Below are 22929 nucleotides of genomic sequence, written 5' to 3' on the forward strand. Positions count from 1 at the left end.
CCCTTTATGACGCCCGCTGCCCTTGGGCAATGGCTGCTTCCACCTCTGCGATGAACCCGCTAGGGAATAATCCTATGCCCATAATGCCCAGCATCACGCCGACGAGCTCCGCATTCGTGATTGCTGGCGCTTTCATCCTCTTAGCGCTGCTCGAAATCATGGCCCCCGACCGCCCAGCACAGCGGCGGCGCTGGCTGATCAATCTGGGGCTGGGGCTGGTCAACACATTGCTCGTCCGTGTGCTGGCGCTGGCGGCACCGATCGCGGCGGCGCTTTGGGTGGCAGAAATCGGATGGGGTCTGTTCAACTGGGTCGGGCTGACCGGCTGGCTTGCAATAGTTCTTGGCGTCATCCTGCTCGATCTATCGCTCTATTGGCAGCATCGGGCGTTTCATTATTTCCGATGGGGCTGGGTGATACACAGGCTGCACCACGCCGACGAAGCCATGGATATTTCGACCGGAGTTCGCTTTAATCCCGCCGAAGCGATCGTGTCGATGCTGTATAAAACTGCCGTGACAATTCTGCTCGGTCTCCCCGTGATAGCGGTTCTGGCGTTTCAGGTCTGGATTACGCTGGGCAGCCTTTTTGAACATGCCAACATCCATCTGCCCGCGCGCGCCGACCGTATCGTCCGCAAAATCTGGGTCACGCCCGCCATGCATCTGGTCCATCATAGCGCACATGGCGACGACCATAATCATAATTATGGATTCGCCATTGCGGTGTGGGACTATTGGTTCGGCAGCTATCGCGCGAAGGCCACGGGGCCAAAGATTGGCCTTCCCCTTGGCGCGCGGGCTTTGTAAGGGACGCCCACCGATCCCAGCGCGAAAGGCCGAAGCCGCCCATGAAGATAATTTCTGGCAACAGCAATCTGCCCCTGGCGCGCGATATCGCCGACTATCTTGATCTGCCGCTGACCGACGCCAGCGTCCGCCGCTTTGCCGATGAAGAGGTGTTCGTCGAAATTCACGAAAATGTTCGCGGACAAGATGTTTTCATCCTCCAGCCGACCAATTTCCCAGCGAACGACAATCTGATGGAGTTGCTGATCATCACCGATGCGCTGCGCCGCGCCTCGGCCAAGCGGATTACCGCCGTCGTTCCCTATTTCGGCTACGCCCGCCAAGACCGCAAACCAGGGCCTCGCACGCCAATTTCGGCCAAGCTGGTCGCCAATCTGGTCACCACATCGGGCGCCGACCGGGTGCTGGCGATCGACTTGCACGCGGGGCAGATTCAGGGCTTTTTTGATATCCCGACCGACAATCTGTACGCCGCGCCGGTGATGAGCGCCGATATTCAGGCACGTTTTTCGCGCAAGAATTTGATGGTCGTATCGCCCGACGTCGGCGGCGTGGTTCGCGCCCGCGCGCTGGCCAAGCGACTCGACAATGCACCGCTGGCCATCGTCGACAAACGCCGCGAACGCGCCGGCGAATCGGAAGTGATGAACATCATCGGCGATGTGTCGGGGCGCTTTTGCATCCTGATCGATGACATTGTCGATTCGGCAGGCACGTTGTGCAATGCCGCCGCCGCACTTAAGGCACAGGGTGCCGAAGATGTGGTTGCCTATTGCACCCATGGCGTGTTGTCGGGCGGCGCTGTCGCGCGCGTCGATGCCAGCGAGCTTTCCGAACTGGTCATCACCGATTCGATCCAGCCGACCGACGCCGTCAATGACAGCAAAAAGGTCCGCGCCCTGACCATCGCGCCGCTGCTCGGCGAAGCGATCAAGCGCATTGCCGATGAAAGCAGCGTGTCGAGCCTGTTCGACTAGAGGAATTTTCCATGACCAATCCGAATATTTTCACCCAACCGCTGCACCTCGGTCTGGGCGCGAAGGCGCTTGCCCAACCGCCCTTTACCGGAATGGAGTGGTATGCCGATTACAGCGAGCGCGTCGCCAGCGATGGCGTCGAAGGGCGGCTGGTCAGCGCGTATCGCTTCACCGAAGATTGGGACATGTGGGAAATGCACCCGCACGGCGATGAGGTCGTGCTGTGCCTCACTGGCTCGATGACCCTGCATCAAGAAATGGCCGACGGCACGACGGCAACCGTGACGCTGAACGCCGGAGAATATGCAGTCAATCCGCCGGGATGCTGGCACACGGCCAACATCAAGGACGAAGCAAGCGCGTTTTTCATCACGGCGGGGCTGGGCACCGAACATCGTGCGCGCTGAGGATATTGCTCTCGCCAATCGGCTCGCAGACGCGGCGGGCGGGGCGATTCGCCCTCTCTTTCGCGCTAATTTTGCGCATGAAGCCAAATCCGATGCCTCGCCGGTGACAGAGGCCGACCGCGCCGCCGAAACCGCCATGCGCCGCATCCTTGATGCAGAGGCCCCACGCGACGGAATCATCGGCGAAGAATTTGGCAGCGAACGCCCCGAAGCCGCACGTCAATGGGTGCTCGACCCGATCGACGGAACGGTCAGCTTTATGGCGGGGCGGCCTATTTTCGGCACGCTCATCGCGTTACTTCAGGACGGTTGGCCTGTGCTGGGGATCATTGATCAGCCGATCTGCGGCGAACGCTGGGTCGGGGCCACCGGAAAGCCGACATTGTTTCAGGGCAAGCCCGCGACCACCCGCGCCTGTCGCGGCCTTTCCGATGCGGTGCTGGCGACCAGCGGCCCACAATATTTCAGCGACCATGATGGCGAGCATTTTATGGGCCTTGCCGAAAAGACCGCGCACAAGCGCATGATTTTTGGCGGTGATTGCTATAATTACGGACTGCTGAGCAGCGGCCATATCGATGTCGTGGTCGAGGCGGGGCTAAAGCTACACGATTATGCCGCGCTCGTCCCCATCGTCGAAGGCGCGGGCGGGACGATGTGCGATTGGGCAGGCGATCCGCTCAACGCCGACAGCGCCGAAGCCGGGGGCCATGTCATTGCTCTGGGCGAACCGGCGCGGCTGGAAGATGTGGTCGAGGCGCTGTCCTGTCACCATTAGCGCCGGACGGCTCGAATTTCGCCGAATCGCTTGCATTTCTTGCGCCCGCCAGTTAAGCGCGCCGCTTCCGATGGTAACGACTGGCTGAAAGGGCTGCCATGTCGCTACGTAAACGGACTTCCAAAGGAGACCAAAATGCCCAAACTGAAGACCAAAAGCGGTGTGAAGAAGCGCTTCAAATTCACCGCGTCAGGCAAAGTGAAGCACGGCGTAGCCGGCAAGCGTCACCGCCTGATGAGCCACAACGCAAAATATATTCGCACCAATCGCGGCACCAGCGTGCTCAGCGAAGCGGATGTGCCGCATATTCGCCTCTGGGCGCCATACGGCCTGAAATAAGGAGCACGGGAAATGTCACGCATCAAACGCGGCGTTACCACGCGCGCCAAGCACAAACGCACATTGGACCAAGCGAAGGGCTATTATGGCCGTCGCAAGAACACCATTCGTATCGCCAAGCAGGCGGTCGAAAAGGCGGGTCAATATGCCTATCGCGACCGTAAGGTCAAAAAGCGGTCGTTCCGCGCCTTGTGGATCCAGCGCATCAATGCCGCTGTCCGCGCCGAAGGCCTGACCTATTCGCAGTTCATGCACGGCGTGAAGCTGGCGGGCATCGAAATCGACCGCAAGATCATGGCCGACCTGGCGATGAATGAAGGCGGCGCTTTCGCCACCATCATCGCACAGGCGAAAAAGGCTTTGCCCAAGGCGGCCTGATTTGCGCTTTTGCGAGCATGTTACAAAAAGGGCGGCCCGGTCATCGGGTCGCCCTTTTTCGTTCGGGTTGTCGGCCTTGCGCCCCACAGCCATCGCCATGAAAAAGGGGCGACGCGAAGCCTCAACTTCGCACCGCCCCGACAATGGCTGCTTTCGCAGTCCATTGCCCCTCTCCCGTCCGAATAGCCGTGGGTCGCAGAAAGCCGACGGACAGGAGAAGATCGCTGTTGCCGCGTCGCGGCTAGTTCATATCCTCCACCGACACCCAGCCTTTGGTGCCAAAGCTGTCGGCGACTTCGACGAACAGGCCGTCGCGCGCGCCAGTGGGCGTTAAAGTCGTACCGGCGCGCAGGGCGCGCGACACCGCCGCATCCTTGGCAGGCAGCGCGTACATGTTGCTGTCTACTGCCATCGTTGCCATCGGTGTTGCCGTTGCCGTTGCCACCGCTGCGGGAGCGGCGACGCTGGCCAATGTGCCCCCTTGGGCGACCACGGCATTGAAGGCCTTGATAAAGGCTTCGGTCAGCATCTTGCCTTTGCCATTGCTGGTATAGCCCGCCGCCGCCGCGCCGCCGACCCAGCCGCCGCTGCCATTGGCAAAGCTGATCGTCGATTTCTTTACGACGCCCGACCCCGACGCAATGGTCATCCCGTTGGCCGGACTGATAACGCGAATGCCCGCCGCGACGGTCTTCTTTTTGCCGCCAAGGCCGCCGAACATGCCCATCAAAGCGCCGCCAACCGGCACCTTGCTGAGCACCTGTCCGGCGGCGCCGGAGCGCACCAGTCCCTCAACTGCTGCCCCCTTGGCGATCTCCATCCCCTGATCGACCTCTTCCTGATCGCCAGCGATGACATTGAAGAGAAATTTGGCCGGAACCGCGCCGCTGGCATTGTGCAGGTCGAAACAGCCCAATTCGCTGGCCAGCGCCGCGATCAATTCGCGCGGGCTGCCCAAGCCATATTCCGACCAGCCCTGTGTGTCGCCCTCGACCACGGCAATGCTGCCCAGACTGGCGTCGCATTTGCTCAGCTCAACCGGTGGCCCGCTTGCTGCCTGCGCCGCAAAGGGCATCATTCCCAGCGACGTTGCCAGTACCATAACCGCCATCTTGCGCTTCATTTCACATCCCCCCGTTTGTGCTGCTCGACCTTTGCCTGCAAAAAACAGGTGGGAATTGTAAAAACCCGACAGTCCGTAACGGTAAGACTGTTGTTTTCTTGCTTTTTTGCCAGCAAGGTAGTCATCGCATGTCCGACGGAAACCACCCCTTGCCGCCTGGCCCCGACATTCGCGTCACCACGCGTTTCTTTGCGCTTTCACCGCAGCTCCGTCCGTACCTCAGCACCATCTATGTGACCGACGTCGATGCCCCGCCGGGCGCGCGGGTTGCCGACTATCTTCATCCCGAATGGGCCAATATCCGATTCATTAAGGGCGAGGTGCCGTTGGCCGCCATCGGTCCGACGGACCCGCAGGTGGCGCCAGATTTCATCGCCACCGGGCCGACCAGCCAGGCCTGTTATTTTGCGGCGGGGCCGATGCAGGCATGGGGCCTTGGCCTGTTACCGCTCGGTTGGGCAAAACTGGTCGATCTGCCCGCCATCGGATTTGCCGACACTTTTTGCGCGGTAGATGAAAATCCTGCCTTCGCGTCCTTTCACCCGCTGCGGTCGCTGCTGTCACAGACCGACAACCGAGCGACCGATGAGACAGCAGCAGCCATCGATGCATTTCTGGTCACGTTACTAGAAGCCGCACCCGCCGATGATCCGACCATATTGGCCGCGCACCGCGCGCTGGTCGACGAGACATTCAACAGCGTCGGTGAACTGGCCGCGACACTGGGCCTCTCCGAACGGTCGGTCGAGCGGCTGAGCCAGCGCGCCTTTGGCTTTTCGCCCAAATTGCTGATCCGGCGGCAACGGTTTTTGCGGTCACTCGCGCGCTTCATGCTCGACCCGTCGATGAGCTGGATCAATACGCTCGATTTTCACTATCATGACCAGGCGCAGTTCACGCGCGAGTTCCGGCGCTTTATGGGAATGGGTCCGCGCGATTATGCCGCGCTGCCAAAGCCGATCATGGCCGCCGCCGCCATCGCGCGCGCCGCCGCCGCCGGTGCCGCCGTTCAGGCGCTGCACCCGCCGGGGGGATAGCGTCGGGTGGCTGGGCGTGGGGGTGTGCGGGGTTGATTGCGCCCGCATTCCAGTGCAAGCGGCCACGGGGCAAAGGACGGAGGAACCCACCTCCGACCGCCTTGCAACTTGGATGAAATCAGGACGTGCCAAAGGGGCCATCCCCCTTGCTGCCTGCAGGAAATGACGATGACCGACTATCTGACCATGCAAAATACTCTGTGCGACCAGATAGGGGCTGCCGTTGACCTCGACGCATTGGAATCAATCCGCATCGCAGCCTTGGGCAAAAGTGGCAGCGTGACGGGCTTGCTGAAATCGCTGGGCGGCATGACCCCCGACGAACGGCAGGAAAAAGGCCCGCAAATTCAGGCGCTGCGCGAGGGCGTGACCTCGGCCATAACGGACCGCAAAGCCACCCTCGAAGCCGCCGCACTCGAAGCGCGGCTCGCCACCGAACGGCTCGATATGTCGCTGCCCGCCGACCAGACTGCGCGCGGCACCGTGCATCCGGTGAGTCAGGTGATGGACGAGCTGGCCGAGATTTTCGCCGACATGGGCTTTGCCGTCGCCACGGGTCCGGAGATTGAGGACGACTGGCATAATTTCACCGCGCTCAACATTCCCGAAACCCATCCGGCGCGCGCGATGCACGACACTTTCTATTTCCCCGACAAGGACAGCGAAGGCCGCGACATGGTGCTGCGCACCCACACATCGCCGGTGCAAATCCGCACCATGATGAGCGAAGAACCGCCGATCCGCATCATCGCACCGGGGCGCGTGTATCGCAGCGACAGCGACGCAACCCACACACCGATGTTCCACCAGATCGAGGGGCTGGTGATTGATCGCGGCATCCATATGGGGCATTTGAAATGGACGCTCGAAACCTTCCTGAAAGCCTATTTTGAGCGCGACGACATCGTTCTGCGCCTGCGCCCCAGCTATTTCCCCTTCACCGAACCATCGGCAGAGGTCGACGTCGGCTATGCCCAGGAAAAGGGTCGCCGGATCGTCGGCGGATCGGGCGATGACGGCGGTCATGCGTGGATGGAATTGCTGGGCAGCGGGATGGTGCATCCGAAAGTCATCGCCAATTGCGGACTCGATCCCAACGAGTGGCAGGGCTTTGCCTTTGGCGTCGGGGTCGACCGGCTGGCGATGCTGAAATATGGCATGGATGATCTGCGCGCTTTCTTTGACGGCGATCTGCGCTGGCTGGCCCATTACGGGTTCAGCGCGCTCAATGTCCCCACTTTGAGCGGGGGGATTTCGGCATGAAGATCACCCTCGACTGGCTGAAGGCGCATCTGGAAACCGACGCGGGGGTCGACGATGTCGTCGCCACGCTCAACCGCATCGGCCATGAGGTCGAAGGCGTCGAGAATCCCGCCGAACGGCTGGCCGGTTTTCGCGTTGCCCGCGTCCTGACCGCCGGACCGCATCCGCAGGCCGACAAGCTGCAGGTGCTGAGTGTTGATGCCGGTGACGGCCCGATGCAGGTGGTGTGCGGCGCACCCAATGCGCGCGCCGGTCTGGTCGGTGTGTTCGGCGCGCCCGGCGCGGTGGTGCCCTCCAACGGCATGGAACTGAAAGTCGCGGCAATCCGCGGCGTCGAATCGAACGGCATGATGTGCTCGGTGCGGGAGCTGGAGCTGGGCGACGAACATGACGGCATCATCGAACTGGCGTTCGACGATTCTGGCGACGCCCCCATCGGCATGCCCTTCGCCGACTATGCCGGTGCGAATGATCCGGTCATCGACATTTCGATCACCCCCAACCGGCAGGATTGCATGGGCGTGCGCGGAATTGCGCGCGACCTGGCCGCCGCTGGACTCGGCACGCTGAAGCCTCTCGACGTTCCCGTCATCGAAGGCAAAGGGCCGAGCGCGACCGAAATCCGTACCGACGACCCCGAGGGCTGCCCCGCCTTTTATGGCCGCACGATCAGCGGCGTCACCAATGGCAGCGCGCCCGATTGGATGCGGCGGCGGCTGGAAGCAGTGGGTCAGCGGTCCATCTCTGCCCTTGTCGATATCACCAACTATGTGATGATCGATCTGGGCCGACCCAGCCATGTTTATGACCGTGCGCAACTAACCGGCGCGCTGGTCGCCCGCCGCGCCAAGGATGGCGAGACGGTCACGGCTCTCAACGGCAAGGATTACTCCCTGTCGACCAGCATGACGGTGATTGCCGACGATAATGGCGTCCACGACATCGCGGGCATCATGGGCGGCGAGCATAGCGGGTGCAGCGACACCACGACCGACCTGTTGCTGGAGGTCGCTTATTTCACCCCCGAACATATCGCGCTAACCGGACAGGCACTCGGCCTGACGAGCGATGCGCGCACCCGTTTTGAACGCGGCGTCGATCCGGCGTTCCTTGACGATGCGACGGCAATCATCACCGGCCACATTCTTGATATTTGCGGCGGCAGCGCGTCGACAGCTACGCGCGCCGGAGCCACGCCCGCCGCCGAACACACGATCACATATGACCCGGCATTGGTCGAGGGATTGGGCGGAGTCGCCATCGCCGCAGACCGTCAGCAAGCGATCCTGCGCGACCTCGGCTTTGAAGTGGAGAGCGGCGCGGCGTGGCAGATCAGCGTTCCGAGCTGGCGACGCGACATGGACGGTCCTGCCGATGTCGTCGAGGAAGTCACGCGCATCAATGGCTTTGATGCCATCGCCTCGACCCCCCTGCCCCGTCCCGATGGCGTAGCGCGCCCGACCGCGACCCCCGACCAGTTGCTCGAACGGCGCGTCCGCCGCGCCGCCGCCGCGCTGGGGTTTCACGAGGCGGTCACCTGGTCGTTCATCAGCGAGAGTGAAGCCGCGCCCTTTGGCGGCGGCGCGTGGACGCTCGCCAATCCGATCAGCGAAGAGATGAAGGTGATGCGCCCGTCGCTGCTCCCCGGCCTGATCGCCGCCACGCAGCGCAACCAGCATCGCGGCGCAACCAACGTCCAGCTGTTTGAAGTAGGACGCCGCTATCTGACCGACGCCGAACATCCGACGCTGGCCGTCGTCATGGCGGGCGGCAAAAGCCCGCGCAGTTGGCAGGCGGGCAAAGCCGCGCCCTTCACCGCCTTTGACGCCAAGGCCGCCGCCATCGCGCTGCTCGAAGCCGCTGGCGCGCCTAGCGACCGGTTGCAAGTGATGGAGCCGGTAACCGAAGGTCAGATATGGCATCCCGGCCAGTCGGCAACCTTGCGCTTGGGGCCAAAGATGGTGCTCGCCGAATTTGGCGCGCTGCACCCTGCGCTGACGCGGCATTTCGATGTCGATGGTCCGGTGATGGCGCTGCAAATCTTTCTCGATGCGCTGCCCGCCAAGCGCGCGAGCGGACCGGCACGCGCCGCCTTCACCCCGCCCGCGCTGCAATCGCTGACCCGCGACTTTGCCTTTCTGGCTCCCGAAGCGCTAAGCGCCGCCGATCTGGTCCGCGCGGTGCGCGGCGCCGACAAGGCCAGCATCGTTGATGCGCGGCTGTTCGACCGCTTCGCCGGTCAGGGCGTGCCCGAAGGTCAGGTGAGTCTGGCGGTCGAGGTCAGGCTGCAACCCGGCGACAAAAGCTTTACCGACGCCGAGCTGAAAGCGATTTCAGACAAGGTGGTTGGGGCAGCAAGCAAGGTGGGTGCGGTGTTGCGGGGCTAAGGACTTGGCGCTTGAAAGCGACGGTCTCCACTCAGGTGCCGGTGATTGACGACCGCGCACGAAAGTTACAAACCAGTGCCGTCAACGGAAAGAGGAGACAGGGGTCTGATGCGTAAACTGGCGATATTTGGGGCGAGCCTTCTGGCGCTTTATCCGCAGCTGAGCATTGGGCAAGAGGCATCCCCAGCCCCCGAACCAAGCACCGAAACGACCGCAGCAGCGCCCGCTCCTGCGCCGATGTCTGTCGCCGCTGTTGGCAGCGCGCAGCTTGGCCCCGAGCGCCGTTTCACCGGTGCCGACCTGTTCAACCTCGCCATCGCCGCCGATCCGCAGATCAGCCCCGATGGCCGTCACATTGCCTATGTCCGCCGGTCGAACGATATCATGTCGGACAAGGCGGTGAGCACGATCTGGATGATCGACACGCAAAGCGGCGAGGATGTACCGGTGGCGGGGCAGCATAGTGCGGCCTTTTCCCCGCGATGGTCGCCCGACGGCAAGCGGCTGGCCTATGCGTCGGTCGATGGTGGCAGCCCGCAGCTTTGGGTGCGCTGGGTCGAGAGTGGAGCAGCGGTGCGACTGACTGGCCTGCCAACGAGTCCGTCGAGCATCGCCTGGTCCCCCGACGGGCGGTCGATTGCCTATACGATGCTGGTCAAGGACGAAGGACCAAAGCTGGGCAAGCCACCGGCCGAAAAACCCGAGGGCGCGAAATGGGCCAAGCCGCTCGAAATTCATGAATTGCTGACCTATCGCGCCGATGGCGAGGGCTATATCACACCGGGTTTCGAGAAAATCTTTGTCGTGCCAGCCACCGGCGGTGCGCCACGCCAGTTGAGTTTTGGTCCCTATCATGACGGTGGTCCGCTCAGCTGGTCGCGCGACGAACGCACAATTTATTTTGGCGCGAACCGCCAACCCAACTGGGAGAATGACCCCGTAGAGAGCGAGATTTTCGCACTCGATGTGGCGAGCGGTGCGATTCAGCAGCTGACCGACCGCAACGGCCCCGATCGCAATCCGGTCGTATCGCCCGATGGGCAAAAAATCGCCTATCTGGGCTTTGACGATGCCATGCGCGCCTATGAGAATAATGACCTTTACGTGATGAACCGCGACGGGTCGGGGCGGCGCAGCCTGACCGACAATTGGGATTTCAGCCCCGACAATATTCAGTGGGACGCCGACGGCGGCGGCATTTATACGCAATATGACGACCATGGCGAAACCAAAGTCGCGCGCATCGCGCTCGACGGTTCGGTGCGCACCGTCGCGAGCGGGTTGTCGGGCGGTGGGCTCGACCGCCCCTATACCGGCGGCAGTTTTACCGTGTCGGCGAATGACAGCATCGCCTTTACCGGCGGGACAGCGACCCGCCCCGCCGAGGTGCAGCTGGCACGCGGCGGCAAGGCGACCATGCTGACCGACCTCAACCGGTCGCTCCGCGAGGTGAAGGCTCTGGGCGAGGTTCGCAAGATCAACGCGGCGTCGAGCTATGATGGCAAAGCCATCGACGGTTGGCTGACCTTGCCGCCCGGATATGTCGAGGGCCAACGCGTACCGTTGATCCTTGAAATCCATGGCGGGCCTTTCGCTGCCTATGGTCCGCATTTTTCGACCGACGATCAGCTCTATGCCGCCGCTGGCTATGCCGTGCTGTCCGCCAATCCGCGCGGATCGACAAGCTATGGCGAAGCCTTCGCCAATGAGGTCGACAAGGCCTATCCCGGCAATGATTTTTTCGACCTGATGAGCATCGTCGACCGTGCCATTGCGCTGGGCATCGCCGATCCCGACGCCTTGTTTGTCACCGGCGGGTCGGGCGGCGGGGTGCTCACAAGCTGGATTGTCGGCAAGACGAACCGGTTTAAGGCGGCGGCGGCGCAAAAGCCCGTGATCAACTGGACGACGCAGGCGCTGACCGCCGACGGGCCTGCTTATTTCGGGCGCTACTGGATAGGTTCGCAGCCATGGGAAAACCCAGAAGCCTTTTGGAAATTGTCGCCGCTATCGCTGGTCGGTAATGTCGAAACACCAACCCTCGTCGTCGTCGGTAGCGAGGATTATCGCACCCCGGTCAGCGAATCAGAGCAATATTATACTGCACTTCGCCTGCGCGGCATTCCGACGGCGCTGGTCAAGGTGCCGGGGGCCAGCCACGGCGGCATCGCCGCGCGCCCGTCGCAATCGGCCGAAAAAGCCTCCGCGATCCTCGCCTGGTTTGAAAAATACCGCAAAGGCTGGTCACCACCGGCATCGACCGCTCCGCCTGCCGATTGATGGCGCGGTGCGCCCTCTGTGGTTCGCACGCAATCAGGCGGTTTCGGTCCCTTCGTCGCTTAGATCGGTCGCCTTCAAAAGCCGTTTTTCCAGCGTCTTGACGCGCGCGCCACTGTCGAGTTTGCCGCCGAGCAGGTCGGTCACATAGAAGGTGTCCACCGCGCGTTCACCATAGGTGGCGACATGGGCGCTGTGCACCGTCACCTTGGACTGGAACAGCGCATAGGCGAGCTGATAGAGGAGCGCGGGGCGGTCCTGTGCATTGACTTCGATCACCGTGAAACGATTTGACGCCTTGTTGTCGACATAGACGTCGGGCGCGATGCTAAAGGCTTCGGCGCGAACCAGTGGCAGCGCGCGCGCTTCTAGTTTCGGTAGCAATTTCTGACGGTTGGCTAAGGCATCCTCAATCGCATGGTTCAGCCGCACGATCTGTTCATCTTCGGCGAAGGGGCGCCCAACCGGGTCTTGTACGAGGAAATTATCGAGCGCGAGCCCGTCGCGCGTGGTGTGGATACGCGCGTCGATGATGTTGCCGCCCGCAAGGTGGATGCCGCCCGCAATACGATAAAACAGGCCCGGATGGTCAGCGGCCAGCACCATGACCAGCGTCGCACCACGGTCTTCGTCGGGAACGGCGGCGATATGAAGCGGCTCGCTTCCCGCGCTGTGGATGTGGATCATGTTGGCGGCGATCACCTCGACCGGCTCGGCAATCCAATAGCTTTCGGGCATCCGCTTGGCGAGCTTGGCAAAGACCGCCGGGCTGAAGTGCAACAGCGCGGCGGCATCTTCTTTCTTGGCCGCAATCCGCTGGTCGCGGCCACGTTGTTTATGGCCGAGGCGCAGCACTTCCTCGGCCGAATCATAAAGTTCGGTGAGTAGCTGACGCTTCCAGCTGTTCCACACGCCCGGACCGACCGCGCGAATGTCGACGACGGTGAGCACGAGCAACAGGCGCAGACGCTCGGCGCTTTGCACGACGCCGGTGAAATCCATGATCGTCTTGAAATCGGCAAGGTCGCGTTTGAAGGCGGTGGCCGACATCAGCAAATGGTGGCGCACCAACCACGACACGGTCGCCGACTCGGCCTTGGTCAAGCCCAGCCGCGGACAGACGCGCAGCGCCAGTTCGGCACCGAGCACGCTATGATCGCCGCCGCGCCCCTTGGCGATATCGTGGAGCAACACGGCGCAGTAAATGACCCGCCGCGAATGAATCTGGCCCATGATCCCGGACGAAAGCGGATGATCCTTTTCCAGCCGTCCCTGCTCGATATCGGACAGCAGGCCAATGGCGCGGATCGTGTGCTCATCGACGGTATAATGATGATACATATCGAACTGCATCTGCGCGACAACGCGCCCAAAGTCGGGAACGAAGCGCCCGAAAATTCCCGCCTCGTTCATCCAGCGCAGCACGGTTTCGGGATCGCGCGGGCTGGTCAGCACATCGAGGAATAGCGCATTGGCCCGATCTATCCGCCTCACCTTTCCGTCGATCAGCTTGGCATCATGGCGCGCCTGCCGCATCGCCTGCGGGTGAATCTCAAGACCATATTTGTCGGCGAGCGCAAAGATTTCGACGAGCCGCACCGGATCATCCTGGAAAAAGCCATCATCGGGCAGCGCGAGCCGCCCGCGGTCGAGGACGAAGCCGTTGAGCTTTCCCGGACGCCGCCGGATCGTCGGCAAAAAGCGGCGGCCACGCGCCGCCATCTGGTCATCCAGATGGGCGAGAAAGGTTCCGGTAAGGTCGCCAACGCTTTTGGCGTGGAGGAAATAGAGCTGCATGAAACGCTCGACCGCGCTTTTGCCCGGGCGCTCGGCAAACTGCATCCGTGCGGCGATCTCGCGCTGAAAGTCAAAGGTCAGCCGGTCCTCTGCACGTCCCGACAGAATATGAAGGTGGCAGCGCACCGCGAGCAGGAAATTTTCGGCGCGGGCAAATTGGCGCAGCTCGCGCACGCTGAGCAAACCGGCGTCGACCAGTTCAGGGACGGTGCGGACACGGTGGATGAATTTTCCGATCCAGAACAGGGTGTGGAGATCGCGGAGCCCGCCCTTGCCCTCTTTGACATTGGGTTCAACGACATAACGCGAATCGCCCATTTTCTTGTGTCGCTCGTCGCGTTCGGCCAGTTTTTCCGCGACAAAGGTGCGAGCGTTACCCGCAACCACTTCGGCATCAAAACGCGCGCCCGCCTCTTCATACAGATCGCGGTCGCCCCAAATGAAGCGGGCTTCGAGCAGCGCGGTGCGGATGGTGAGATCATCCTTGGCCGCGCGGATCATTTCGTCGAGCGAGCGGGTGCTGTGCCCGACCTTCAACCCCAGATCCCAAAGCGTATAAAGTTGCGCCTCGATGACCTGTTCGGTCCAGCTCGTCTGTTTGAACGGGGTCAGAAAGCCGATGTCGATATCGCTGTGCGGCGCCATTTCGGCGCGGCCATAACCGCCCACCGCGATCAGCGTCAGCCGCTCCCCCGCTGACCGGTTTGCCGACGGATAGAGGTGGTCGACGGTGAAATCATGACTGAGCCGGACGATCTGATCGATCAGAAAAGCGGTCGCGCTCGCCGCAAGTCGTCCCGCCGAGGAATGTTCGAGCAACCGCCGGTCAATTTCCTCGCGCCCCGCCTCTAGCGCGGCCTTAAGCAAATCGACGAGGCCACGGCGGCGCTTGGCGCTGTCCTGACTGTCGGCGACTATCGCATCAAATTGTTCCGCGAGCGCACGCCTGTCGATGATCGCGCGGCGCCGTTCGAGGGAATCAAACCGCCCGCTCATGACGAGTCCTCCCCTAGCGCCTTGAGCCGATAAAGCGCCTCCAGCGCCTCTCGCGGGGCGAGATCATCGGGGTTGAGCGCGGCCAGCGCCTCGCGCAGCACATCTTTTGCCGCCTCGGGTGCTTCTGCCAGCGTCGCGGCAAAGAGCGGCAGATCGTCGAGGCCAGCGGCAAGCCCGCCCGTCGCTGCTCGCCCCGCCTCCAGCTTAGCGAGCACCGCCTCGGCGCGCTTGACGACACCGGCGGGGACACCCGCCAGCCGCGCGACGGCGAGGCCATAGCTGCGATCTGCAGGGCCGTCGGCAAGCTCGTGGAGGAGCACCAGATCGCCCTTCCATTCGCGCGCACGGACATGGTGAAGCGACAGCGCATCGAGGCTTTCGGCGAGCCGCGTCAGTTCATGATAATGGGTGGCGAACAGGCAACGGCAGCGGTTGACCTCATGCACCGCCTCAACCACCGACCAGGCGAGCGCGAGCCCGTCATAGGTGGAAGTGCCGCGCCCGACTTCATCAAGGATCACGAATGAGCGCGGCGTCGCCTGCGCCAAAATTGCCGCCGTTTCGACCATTTCGACCATGAAGGTCGACCGACCGCGCGCCAGATTGTCCGATGCGCCGACCCGGCTGAACAGGCGGTCAACCAGCCCGAGCCGTACAGAGACCGCAGGCACAAAGCCGCCTGCCTGTGCGAGCACGACGATCAAAGCATTCTGACGCAAAAAGGTCGATTTGCCGCCCATATTGGGACCTGTCACCAGCCACAGCCGGTCGCGTTCAGACAGGCCGACATCATTGGGGACAAAGCGTTCGCCACTTTTGGCCAGCGCTGCTTCGACCACCGGATGCCGACCGCCGACAACATCGAGACAGGGGTCGTCGGCCAGATCGGGGCGGCACCAACCATGGCTCATCGCATGGTCGGCGAGCGCGGCGGCAACGTCGATGCGCGCCAGCACGTCGCAGCTTGCCGCAATCGCCTCGCGCCGCGCCACGGCGAGGCTGGTCAATTCCTCCAGATGCGCCGCCTCTGCCGCCAGCGCGTGACCGCCCGCCTGCATCACCCGCGCCGCCGCCTCATGCAACGCGGGCGCGTTGAAGCGCACCACCCCGGCGAGCGTCTGGCGATGGGTAAAGCCCGAATCGGGTGCCATCAGCGTGTCGGCATGTTTGGCGCCAACCTCTACATGATAGCCGAGCACGCCATTGTGGCGGATTTTGAGCGTCGCGATTCCGGTCTTGTCGCGATAATCGGCCTCGAGCGCCGCAATCGCCTTGCGCCCACCCGCCGCCGTATCGCGCAGCGCATCGAGCGCGGCATCATAGCCTTCGGCGATATAGCCGCCCTGTGCCGCATCGACCGGCGGCGTGGCAATCAGTGCGCGGGTGAGTTCGTCGACGAGCGCGCCATGGCCATCGAGCAGCGGGAGTAATCGCGCCAAGAGCGGCGGGATGGCATCGCGCCGCGCCAGCCTTTCGCGCAAATGGCGGGCGCCGTCGAGCGCATCGCGTAACTGCGCCAAATCGCGCGGACCGCCGCGACCGGCGACAAGGCGTCCCAGTGCCCGCCCCGCATCGGGGAGCGCCTGCAACGACGCGCGCAGATCTTCACGCCACAATGCCTCACGCGCCAGCGCATCGACAAGGTCAAGCCGGTCGATAATCGCCACCTTGTCCGTAAGCGGGCTGGCCAGGTCATCGGCAAGCAGCCGCGCACCCGCCGCCGTCACGGTGCGGTCGATGGTCGCCAGCAAGCTGCCATCGCGGGCACCCGACTGGGTGCGGACAAGCTCCAGGCTTTCGCGCGTCGCAGCGTCAATCGCCATACGATCGCCATGCTGATGGCGAACCGGGGGTTGCAGGAAAATCGGCTGGCCGGTGCCGACATGGTCGAGATAGGCGGCGAGCGCGCCCATGGCCGCACATTCGCTGCGCGAGAATTGCCCGTAACCATCGAGCGTCTGGACGCCGAACAGCGATTCGAGGCGCTTTTGCCCCGCCGCGCTGGCAAATTCGCTGTGCGGGCGCGGGGTAATCTGTTGCGCGCTCCATTGCTCGCCGCCCTCGGCCTGATCGCTGACCAGCAATTCCGATGGGGCAAGGCGAGCGAGTTCGGCGTCGACCGACGCGCGCGGCACCGCCGACACTTCAAAGCGTCCGGTCGAAATATCGGCAGCGGCAATCGCCACCTCGTCGGCGCCGCCAACCTCTGCCAGCGCCGCCAGCCGATTGGAACTGCGCCCTTCGAGCAGCGCGTCCTCGGTCAGCGTCCCGGCGGTGACGAAGCGGACAATGTCGCGCGCCACCAGCGTCTTTGATCCACCGCGTGCCTTTGCCTCGGCGGGGCTTTCCACCTGCTCGGCAATCGCCACCCGGTGTCCGGCCCGTATCAAGCGCGCCAGATAGGCCTCCGCGGCATGGACGGGCACCCCGCACATCGGCACGGGCGCGCCGTCATGTTCGCCGCGTGTGGTGAGCGCGATGTCGAGCGTAGCCGCCGCAGCCTTTGCGTCATCAAAGAAGAGTTCGAAAAAATCGCCCATGCGATAGAAGAGCAGGCAATCATCCGCCTTTTCCTTGAGCGTCCAATATTGGACCATCATCGGCGTGGCCGACGACGTTTTTTTCTTGGTGGCGGAGGCGGCTGCGGGCATGGATCCTGCTTAGAGATTGGTGACCGCATGGCAAGTCGCGCGCCGGAAACATTCGCGGTACCAATTGGAAACCGCAGGCGCTAAACCTGACCATATGACGCGCCATAGTGGGTCGACATAAGGGGAGTAGATAATGGACGGTAGCAGCAAGGTGCATTTTTCGGACCGCGAAGCATTGCTTTACCATGCCCATGGCCGACCCGGAAAAATCGAAATTGTTGCGTCCAAGCCCATGGCGACCCAGCGCGACCTCAGCCTGGCCTATTCCCCCGGCGTCGCCGTCCCGGTTCGCGCCATCGCCGAAGACCCCGCCACAGCCTATGATTATACGATCAAGGGCAATCTGGTCGCCGTCATTTCAAACGGCACCGCCATTCTGGGCCTCGGCAATCTGGGCGCGCTGGCGTCAAAGCCGGTTATGGAAGGCAAGGCGGTGTTGTTCAAACGCTTTGCCGACGTCGATTCGATCGATCTGGAAGTCGACACCGAAGACCCGCAGGCTTTTATCGATGCAGTCGGTCTGCTCGAACCGAGTTTCGGCGGCATCAACCTCGAAGATATTGCGGCGCCCAACTGTTTCATCATCGAACAGGCGCTGAAAGAGAAAATGAACATTCCGGTGTTCCATGACGATCAGCATGGCACCGCCATCATCACCGCCGCCGGATTGATCAACGCCTGCCACCTGACCGGACGCGATCTGGCGACGGTCAAGGTGGTCGTCAATGGCGCAGGCGCGGCGGCCATCGCGTGCACCGCGCTGATGAAAGCGATGGGCGTTGCCCACGAAAATGTCACCATGTGCGACCGCAAGGGCGTCATCTATCAGGGCCGTACCGAGGGCATGGACCAGTGGAAATCGGCCCATGCGATCCCGACCAAGGCGCGGACTCTGGAAGAAGCGTTGAACGGGGCCGATGTATTTCTGGGACTGTCGGCGGCAGGCGCGCTCAAGCCCGAAATGGTCAAGGACATGGCCAAGGCACCAATCATCTTTGCGATGGCGAACCCAGATCCCGAAATTTCTCCCCCGGATGCGCGCGCGGCTCGCCCCGATGCCATCATCGCCACCGGCCGGTCGGATTACCCCAACCAGGTCAATAATGTGCTGTGCTTCCCCTTCATTTTTCGCGGCGCGCTCGATGTCCGGGCCACGCAAATCAACGAAGAAATGAAAATTGCCGCAGCTCAGGCCATCGCCGAACTGGCGCGGCAACAGGTACCCGAAGAGGTGGCCGCGGCCTATGGCGGGGCTGCCGCCAGCTTTGGCTCGGAATATATCATTCCCTCTCCCTTTGACCCCCGGTTGATGGAAATCGTGCCCGCCGCGGTGGCACAGGCGGCGATGGATTCGGGCGTCGCCCAGCACATGATTGACGATATGGACGCTTATCGCACCAGCCTGCGCGCGCGACTTAACCCGACGACATCGGTGCTGACGCTCGCCTATGAAGCGGCCCGCGCCAATCCACGCCGCGTGGTGTTCGCCGAGGGTGAGGAAGAGGTGGTGATGCGCGCCGCCATCCAGTTCCTCGATGGCGGCTATGGCATTCCGGTGCTCGTCGGGCGCGAATCGACGCACGACAAACTGCGCGCGATGGGGGTCAGCGATCCCGAATCCTATGAGGTCCACAACAGCGCCAACAGCGAGCATGTGCCGCAGATGGTCGACATGTTGTACGAACGCCTGCAACGGCGCGGCTATCTGCGCCGCGATGTCGAACGGATGGTTAATCGCGACCGCAACCTCTTCGCGGCGCTTTTGCTGAAACTGGGGCTGGCCGATGCGATGATCACCGGCGTCACGCGCACCTATGCCCAGACGATGCGCGAAGTCCGCCGGGTGATCGACCCGGTCGAAGGCAAGGTTGCGTTCGGCATCCATGTTCTGGTCGGCCAGCATCACACCATTTTCATGGCCGATACCACGGTCAATGAACGTCCGACCGCGCAGCAGCTCGCCCATATTGCCGAACGCACGGCCCTGGTCGCACGCCAGATGGGGCATGAACCGCGCGTGGCCTTTCTATCCTATTCGACCTTTGGCAATCCGGCAGGCAACTGGCTGGAAAATATCCGCGATGCGGTGGCCATCCTCGACGAGCAAGGGGCCGAATTTGAATATGAAGGTGAAATGGCACCCGATGTCGCGCTGAACCCGTCGGTGATGGCCAAATATCCTTTCTGCCGCTTGTCCGGCCCCGCCAATGTGTTGGTGATGCCGGGTCTGCAATCGGGCAATTTGTCGGCCAAACTGCTCCGCGAACTCGGCGGCGGCGCGGTGCTTGGCCCGATGCTGGTTAATATGGAGCATAGCGTGCAGATCGCCACCATGGCTTCGCCCGCATCCGAGCTGGTGACTCTGGCGGTTCTGGCCGCGGGCGGAATCGCACGCTGACAAAAGGACAGGGCCGGTGACAGCACCGGCCCCGTTTACAATCAAGCTTTGTAGCTTTTTACGGACTATATCAGGGTTGCCCGCCGCCACCGCCGCCGCCAGCAGCACCCGGCGCACCGACGGTACCGATGTTACCAAAAATATCTTCAAAGAAGCTGCGGTGGCGGCCCAGCGTTTCCGTTTTGTCACCTTCGGGATGAATTTTGCTGACATTTTCCAGCCCGGTGCGGTCCACTGCGACGACATTACCCGCTGGATCAAAGCGGATGCGTAGCACTTCCTGTGCCGTCGGACGCGGATTGGCAAAAGCAAGCTGACGCGTTTCACGCGAAAAATAATACCATTCATTGTCGCTGAACTGGCCGACAAAGGTCGGGCGACCGAGCGTCTTTTCAACCGATTCGCGATTGTCGACACCGGGCGCAATCGCATTGGTCAGCACCGTATCAACAATATAGCCCTGACGCCCCTTGAGCTGTGCGCAGCCGCTGACAGTGGCCGCGAGCAAGACGCCAGCGAATATCAGGCGCAGGCGGGGGGCGGTAAAAACAGACTGGGGCATCGCCATATTCATTCTCCGTATCGCGGCGCGATTTCGTCCGGTCTGGACGCCCGCCCCGGCGGTCCTGACGGACCGCGCCGCTTGTGCCTGCCTCTTAACCGCAAGCGGGCTACGCATACAAGCCGGATGTGCAGTCTGGCGCTGGTGCGACAGACCATCCGCCCCCTTTTCCAGCCGGCCTTTTGCGCCTAAGCGGTCGCCATGCTTTCATTCCGCAACCTCTTTCGCTCTGCCCCCGATCCCCGCGAAGCCCGCCGCCCCCTGTGGCAGGCCGTGGTGGCGACGGCGCGCGCACCGCACTGGTATCAGCAAGGACAGGTCCCCGATACGCTCGACGGGCGGTTCGACATGGTGAGCCTGGTGCTCGCGCTGGTGCTGCACCGCATCGATGAAGACCCCTCCTATGCCCGCGCCGGGGTCGAGCTGACCGAATTGTTCGTTACCGATATGGACGGACAAATGCGCCAGATCGGCTTTGGTGACATGGTGGTCGGAAAACAGATCGGGCGGATGGTCGGCGCATTAGGCGGACGGCTTGGCGTCTATAGCGCCGCCAATGGGTCCAAAGAGTTGCGTGAGGCGCTGATTCGCAATCTGTGGCGGGGCCATGCACCCGGTGATGATGCGGTCGACTATGTCATGGCACGGGTCGCGGCGCTGCGTGACGCGCTTGGCACTGTTGCGGTGGCGGATCTGATCGTCGCCAGCGCGCTCCCCGACATTGCGCCATGAGCGACGCAGAGTTTAGCCATCGTTTGACGCTGAGTGATGTTGCGCACGGCAAAAGCGTAACACTGTCCGCCGATGACGACGCACGCGCAGCAATTGCACTGAGACTCGGCCTGATCGCACTGGACCAGTTCATCGTGGAAGCAGATGTTCGCGCGATTGCAAGCGGTGCCGCTGCCAAAGGGCATATAGAGGCCAAGATCGTGCAACCCTGCGCCGCAACGGGATTGCCCGTCCCCGCGACCATCAAAGAAAGCTTTGACTTACGCTATTTGCGCGACGTGCTGCCCGGCGAGCCTGTCGAAGAGGAAGAAATCGAAATCACCACCGAGGAATGCGACATTTTGCCGCTCGACGGTGAAGCCTTCGACCTTGGCGAAGCGGCCGTGCAGACTTTGTCACTGGCACTCGCCCCCTTCCCGCGCCATCCCGACGCGGACCGCATTCTCGCCGAAAAGGGCGTGCTCAACGAAGATCAAGCGGGACCGTTTGCCGCGCTGGCGGCGTTACGGGACAAAAAGACGCAATAGGCGGCCTTAATCGGGCTGGGCGGCGTCGGGTTCTTCTGCGCTTTCCGCTTTGGGTGCAGTCTCGACCAGGTCGGAAATGGCATCGCCCAGATCATTGACCGACGTGGCGGGCTCGGTGTCTTCGGGGGCCGCCTCGCTATCCCCGTCTCCCGCGGCAGCCGCCGCCTCTTTCTCTTCGCGCGACGGTGGCAGGGCACCGCCCAACGCTTTGGCCAGCCCGGCCAGCTGCGCCCCGATGACATGATCGACGGCGGGTGCGATTTCATCAACCTTGAGCCGCATATAGCCGCCAACGACATAGTCGAAACGAAGCGCGCTGCCGGTCGGGGTTTTCTTGAGCAATATGGTCAGCGTGCCGGTCACCGCCTCGCCCTGCAGCGGTCCCAACGCGCCCGATAAGCGCAGCATATGCCCCGGATTGGCAAAGATGATCCGAGCATGTTGAACGCTGCCAAAGCTGCCATCAGGATGCGGAATCTTTTCGCAGAAACAGCCGCCGGCCTGCGAATCGAGCCAGAAATTTTCGGCATCGCCCGACCAGCTATGGTCTTTCGACCACCATTTCTGCGGCATACGGAGCATATTCCAGACATCGTCGGGACTCGCGGCAACCTGTGCCGTATGTGCCACCGAAAATCCGATGTCGCTTTGGTCGATGACCTTCGCCTGCACCGGCGACGCAAGTGTCGCCACGCCAAGCAGTGCGGCCGCAGCAAATAATCTGGCTGAAAGCATGATCCCGTCCCCCTTTGCGCCTGCATAACCGGCGGCGTCAGTGAAGGCTAGGCCGTGTTGGTCTGTCTTGCCGGGGTTTCGCTCAGCGCGCGAGCACGGCCTCTATCGCGTCGTTGACCTTGTCGATCGGTGCCATCCCGTCAACGCGCGCCACAATGCCGCGTTCGTTATAGATGGGCAGGATCGGTGCGGTCTTGGCCCGATATTCCACCATGCGCGTGCGCACGGTTTCTTCATTGTCATCGGGACGGCGTTTGAAGTCATGCCCTCCGCACTGGTCGCACGTGCCCTCGACCTTGGGCAGCTTGTAACGGTCATGATAGCCTGCGCCGCAATTGGCGCAGGTAAAGCGACCGGTAATCCGGTCGACCAGCGCATCCTCTTCGACCTGCAATTCAATGACATGATCGAGCTTGCGTCCGCGCGCCGCCAGAATCTCGTCGAGCGACGCCGCTTGCGCTGCCGTGCGCGGATAACCGTCGAAAATAACCGACGTATCGGGGCCGAGTTCGTCGAGCCGTTCACCGATCAGGCCCGAGACGATGTCGTCGGATACCAGCTCGCCCGCGTCCATCACCGCTTTCGCGGCCAGTCCGGTCGGCGTTCCGGCCTTGACCGCCGCGCGCAGCATGTCGCCGGTCGAGAGCTGGATCATGCCATGCTCGTTTTCCAGACGCGAAGCCTGCGTTCCTTTACCCGCGCCTGGCGGACCCAATAAAATGATATTCAGCGTCATTGCAGCCCCTGTTTCTGCCC

Annotated in this window: 19 protein-coding genes; 13 read left to right on the forward strand and 6 right to left on the reverse strand. The window is 62.4% G+C overall.

Annotation, left to right across the window (positions count from 1 at the left end):
- The first annotated feature begins 74 nt into the window (after window positions 1-74).
- The 6 genes from ACR3XE_RS01765 to rplT all read left to right on the forward strand — a co-directional run bounded on the left by ACR3XE_RS01765 (window position 75) and on the right by rplT (window position 3688).
- Window positions 75-809, forward strand: coding sequence for a sterol desaturase family protein (locus tag ACR3XE_RS01765; protein WP_473699289.1), 735 nt, complete (start codon window positions 75-77; stop codon window positions 807-809).
- A gap of 41 nt (window positions 810-850) precedes the next feature.
- Window positions 851-1786, forward strand: coding sequence for a ribose-phosphate pyrophosphokinase (locus ACR3XE_RS01770; RefSeq protein ID WP_473699288.1), 936 nt, complete (start codon window positions 851-853; stop codon window positions 1784-1786).
- 11 nt (window positions 1787-1797) lie between these two features.
- Window positions 1798-2193: a cupin domain-containing protein gene (locus ACR3XE_RS01775; protein WP_473699287.1), complete on the forward strand. Its 396-nt coding sequence runs from the start codon at window positions 1798-1800 to the stop codon at window positions 2191-2193.
- Complete coding sequence (locus tag ACR3XE_RS01780) at window positions 2183-2971, forward strand: inositol monophosphatase family protein (protein WP_473699286.1); 789 nt, start codon at window positions 2183-2185, stop codon at window positions 2969-2971. Before ACR3XE_RS01775 ends, ACR3XE_RS01780 begins: the two co-directional genes overlap by 11 nt.
- A 135-nt stretch (window positions 2972-3106) precedes the next feature.
- Window positions 3107-3310, forward strand: coding sequence for a 50S ribosomal protein L35 (gene rpmI / locus ACR3XE_RS01785; protein ID WP_473699285.1), 204 nt, complete (start codon window positions 3107-3109; stop codon window positions 3308-3310).
- Between the two features lie 12 nt (window positions 3311-3322).
- On the forward strand, window positions 3323-3688 hold the full coding sequence (rplT, locus tag ACR3XE_RS01790) for a 50S ribosomal protein L20 (protein WP_473699284.1): 366 nt from the start codon (window positions 3323-3325) through the stop codon (window positions 3686-3688).
- A gap of 241 nt (window positions 3689-3929) precedes the next feature.
- On the opposite strand, the gene ACR3XE_RS01795 is transcribed toward rplT, so the two are convergent.
- Complete coding sequence (locus tag ACR3XE_RS01795; RefSeq protein WP_486185874.1) at window positions 3930-4811, reverse strand: SH3 domain-containing protein; 882 nt, start codon at window positions 4809-4811, stop codon at window positions 3930-3932.
- A 128-nt stretch (window positions 4812-4939) separates the two neighbouring features.
- Here ACR3XE_RS01795 and ACR3XE_RS01800 point away from each other — a divergent pair, with 128 nt between their 5' ends.
- From ACR3XE_RS01800 to ACR3XE_RS01815, 4 genes are all read left to right on the forward strand, one after another.
- Window positions 4940-5848, forward strand: coding sequence for a helix-turn-helix domain-containing protein (locus tag ACR3XE_RS01800; protein WP_473699282.1), 909 nt, complete (start codon window positions 4940-4942; stop codon window positions 5846-5848).
- Between the two features lie 168 nt (window positions 5849-6016).
- Window positions 6017-7111, forward strand: a complete 1095-nt coding sequence (gene pheS / locus ACR3XE_RS01805) for a phenylalanine--tRNA ligase subunit alpha (protein ID WP_473699281.1) — start codon at window positions 6017-6019, stop codon at window positions 7109-7111.
- On the forward strand, window positions 7108-9498 hold the full coding sequence (gene pheT / locus ACR3XE_RS01810) for a phenylalanine--tRNA ligase subunit beta (protein ID WP_473699280.1): 2391 nt from the start codon (window positions 7108-7110) through the stop codon (window positions 9496-9498). The genes pheS and pheT overlap by 4 nt, the downstream gene beginning before the upstream one ends.
- 108 nt (window positions 9499-9606) lie before the next feature.
- Window positions 9607-11778, forward strand: a complete 2172-nt coding sequence (locus ACR3XE_RS01815; RefSeq protein ID WP_473699279.1) for a S9 family peptidase — start codon at window positions 9607-9609, stop codon at window positions 11776-11778.
- A gap of 33 nt (window positions 11779-11811) precedes the next feature.
- Here the strand turns inward: ACR3XE_RS01815 and ACR3XE_RS01820 are convergent, their stop codons facing one another.
- Together ACR3XE_RS01820 and mutS are read right to left on the reverse strand one after the other, a co-directional pair.
- The gene (locus ACR3XE_RS01820) at window positions 11812-14568 is read right to left on the reverse strand and encodes a [protein-PII] uridylyltransferase (RefSeq protein ID WP_486185875.1); all 2757 of its coding nucleotides are present in this window, start codon (window positions 14566-14568) and stop codon (window positions 11812-11814) included.
- A complete protein-coding gene (gene mutS / locus ACR3XE_RS01825; RefSeq protein WP_473699278.1) occupies window positions 14565-17219 on the reverse strand; it encodes a DNA mismatch repair protein MutS in 2655 nt (884 codons plus the stop codon). Before mutS ends, ACR3XE_RS01820 begins: the two co-directional genes overlap by 4 nt.
- 133 nt (window positions 17220-17352) lie before the next feature.
- On the opposite strand from mutS, the gene ACR3XE_RS01830 reads away from it, so the two are divergent.
- On the forward strand, window positions 17353-19617 hold the full coding sequence (locus tag ACR3XE_RS01830) for an NADP-dependent malic enzyme (protein ID WP_473699277.1): 2265 nt from the start codon (window positions 17353-17355) through the stop codon (window positions 19615-19617).
- A gap of 70 nt (window positions 19618-19687) precedes the next feature.
- Here ACR3XE_RS01830 and ACR3XE_RS01835 read toward each other — a convergent pair whose 3' ends face one another.
- A complete protein-coding gene (locus tag ACR3XE_RS01835) occupies window positions 19688-20185 on the reverse strand; it encodes an outer membrane protein assembly factor BamE (protein WP_486185876.1) in 498 nt (165 codons plus the stop codon).
- 195 nt (window positions 20186-20380) lie between these two features.
- Between ACR3XE_RS01835 and ACR3XE_RS01840 the strand changes: the two genes are divergently transcribed.
- On the forward strand, window positions 20381-20911 hold the full coding sequence (locus tag ACR3XE_RS01840; RefSeq protein WP_473699276.1) for a ubiquinol-cytochrome C chaperone family protein: 531 nt from the start codon (window positions 20381-20383) through the stop codon (window positions 20909-20911).
- Window positions 20908-21438, forward strand: a complete 531-nt coding sequence (locus ACR3XE_RS01845) for a YceD family protein (protein ID WP_473699275.1) — start codon at window positions 20908-20910, stop codon at window positions 21436-21438. Before ACR3XE_RS01840 ends, ACR3XE_RS01845 begins: the two co-directional genes overlap by 4 nt.
- 6 nt (window positions 21439-21444) lie before the next feature.
- On the opposite strand, the gene ACR3XE_RS01850 is transcribed toward ACR3XE_RS01845, so the two are convergent.
- Window positions 21445-22173 carry an SRPBCC family protein gene (locus ACR3XE_RS01850; RefSeq protein ID WP_473699274.1) on the reverse strand — a complete coding sequence of 243 codons (729 nt, stop codon included), beginning with the start codon at window positions 22171-22173 and terminating at the stop codon, window positions 21445-21447.
- 82 nt (window positions 22174-22255) lie between these two features.
- Entirely contained in the window at window positions 22256-22909 is a 654-nt protein-coding gene (locus ACR3XE_RS01855; RefSeq protein WP_473699273.1) for an adenylate kinase, read from the reverse strand.
- Window positions 22910-22929: the final 20 nt, after the last annotated feature.

The sequence above is a fragment of the Sphingopyxis sp. 10G20-10 genome, assembly GCF_057365075.1.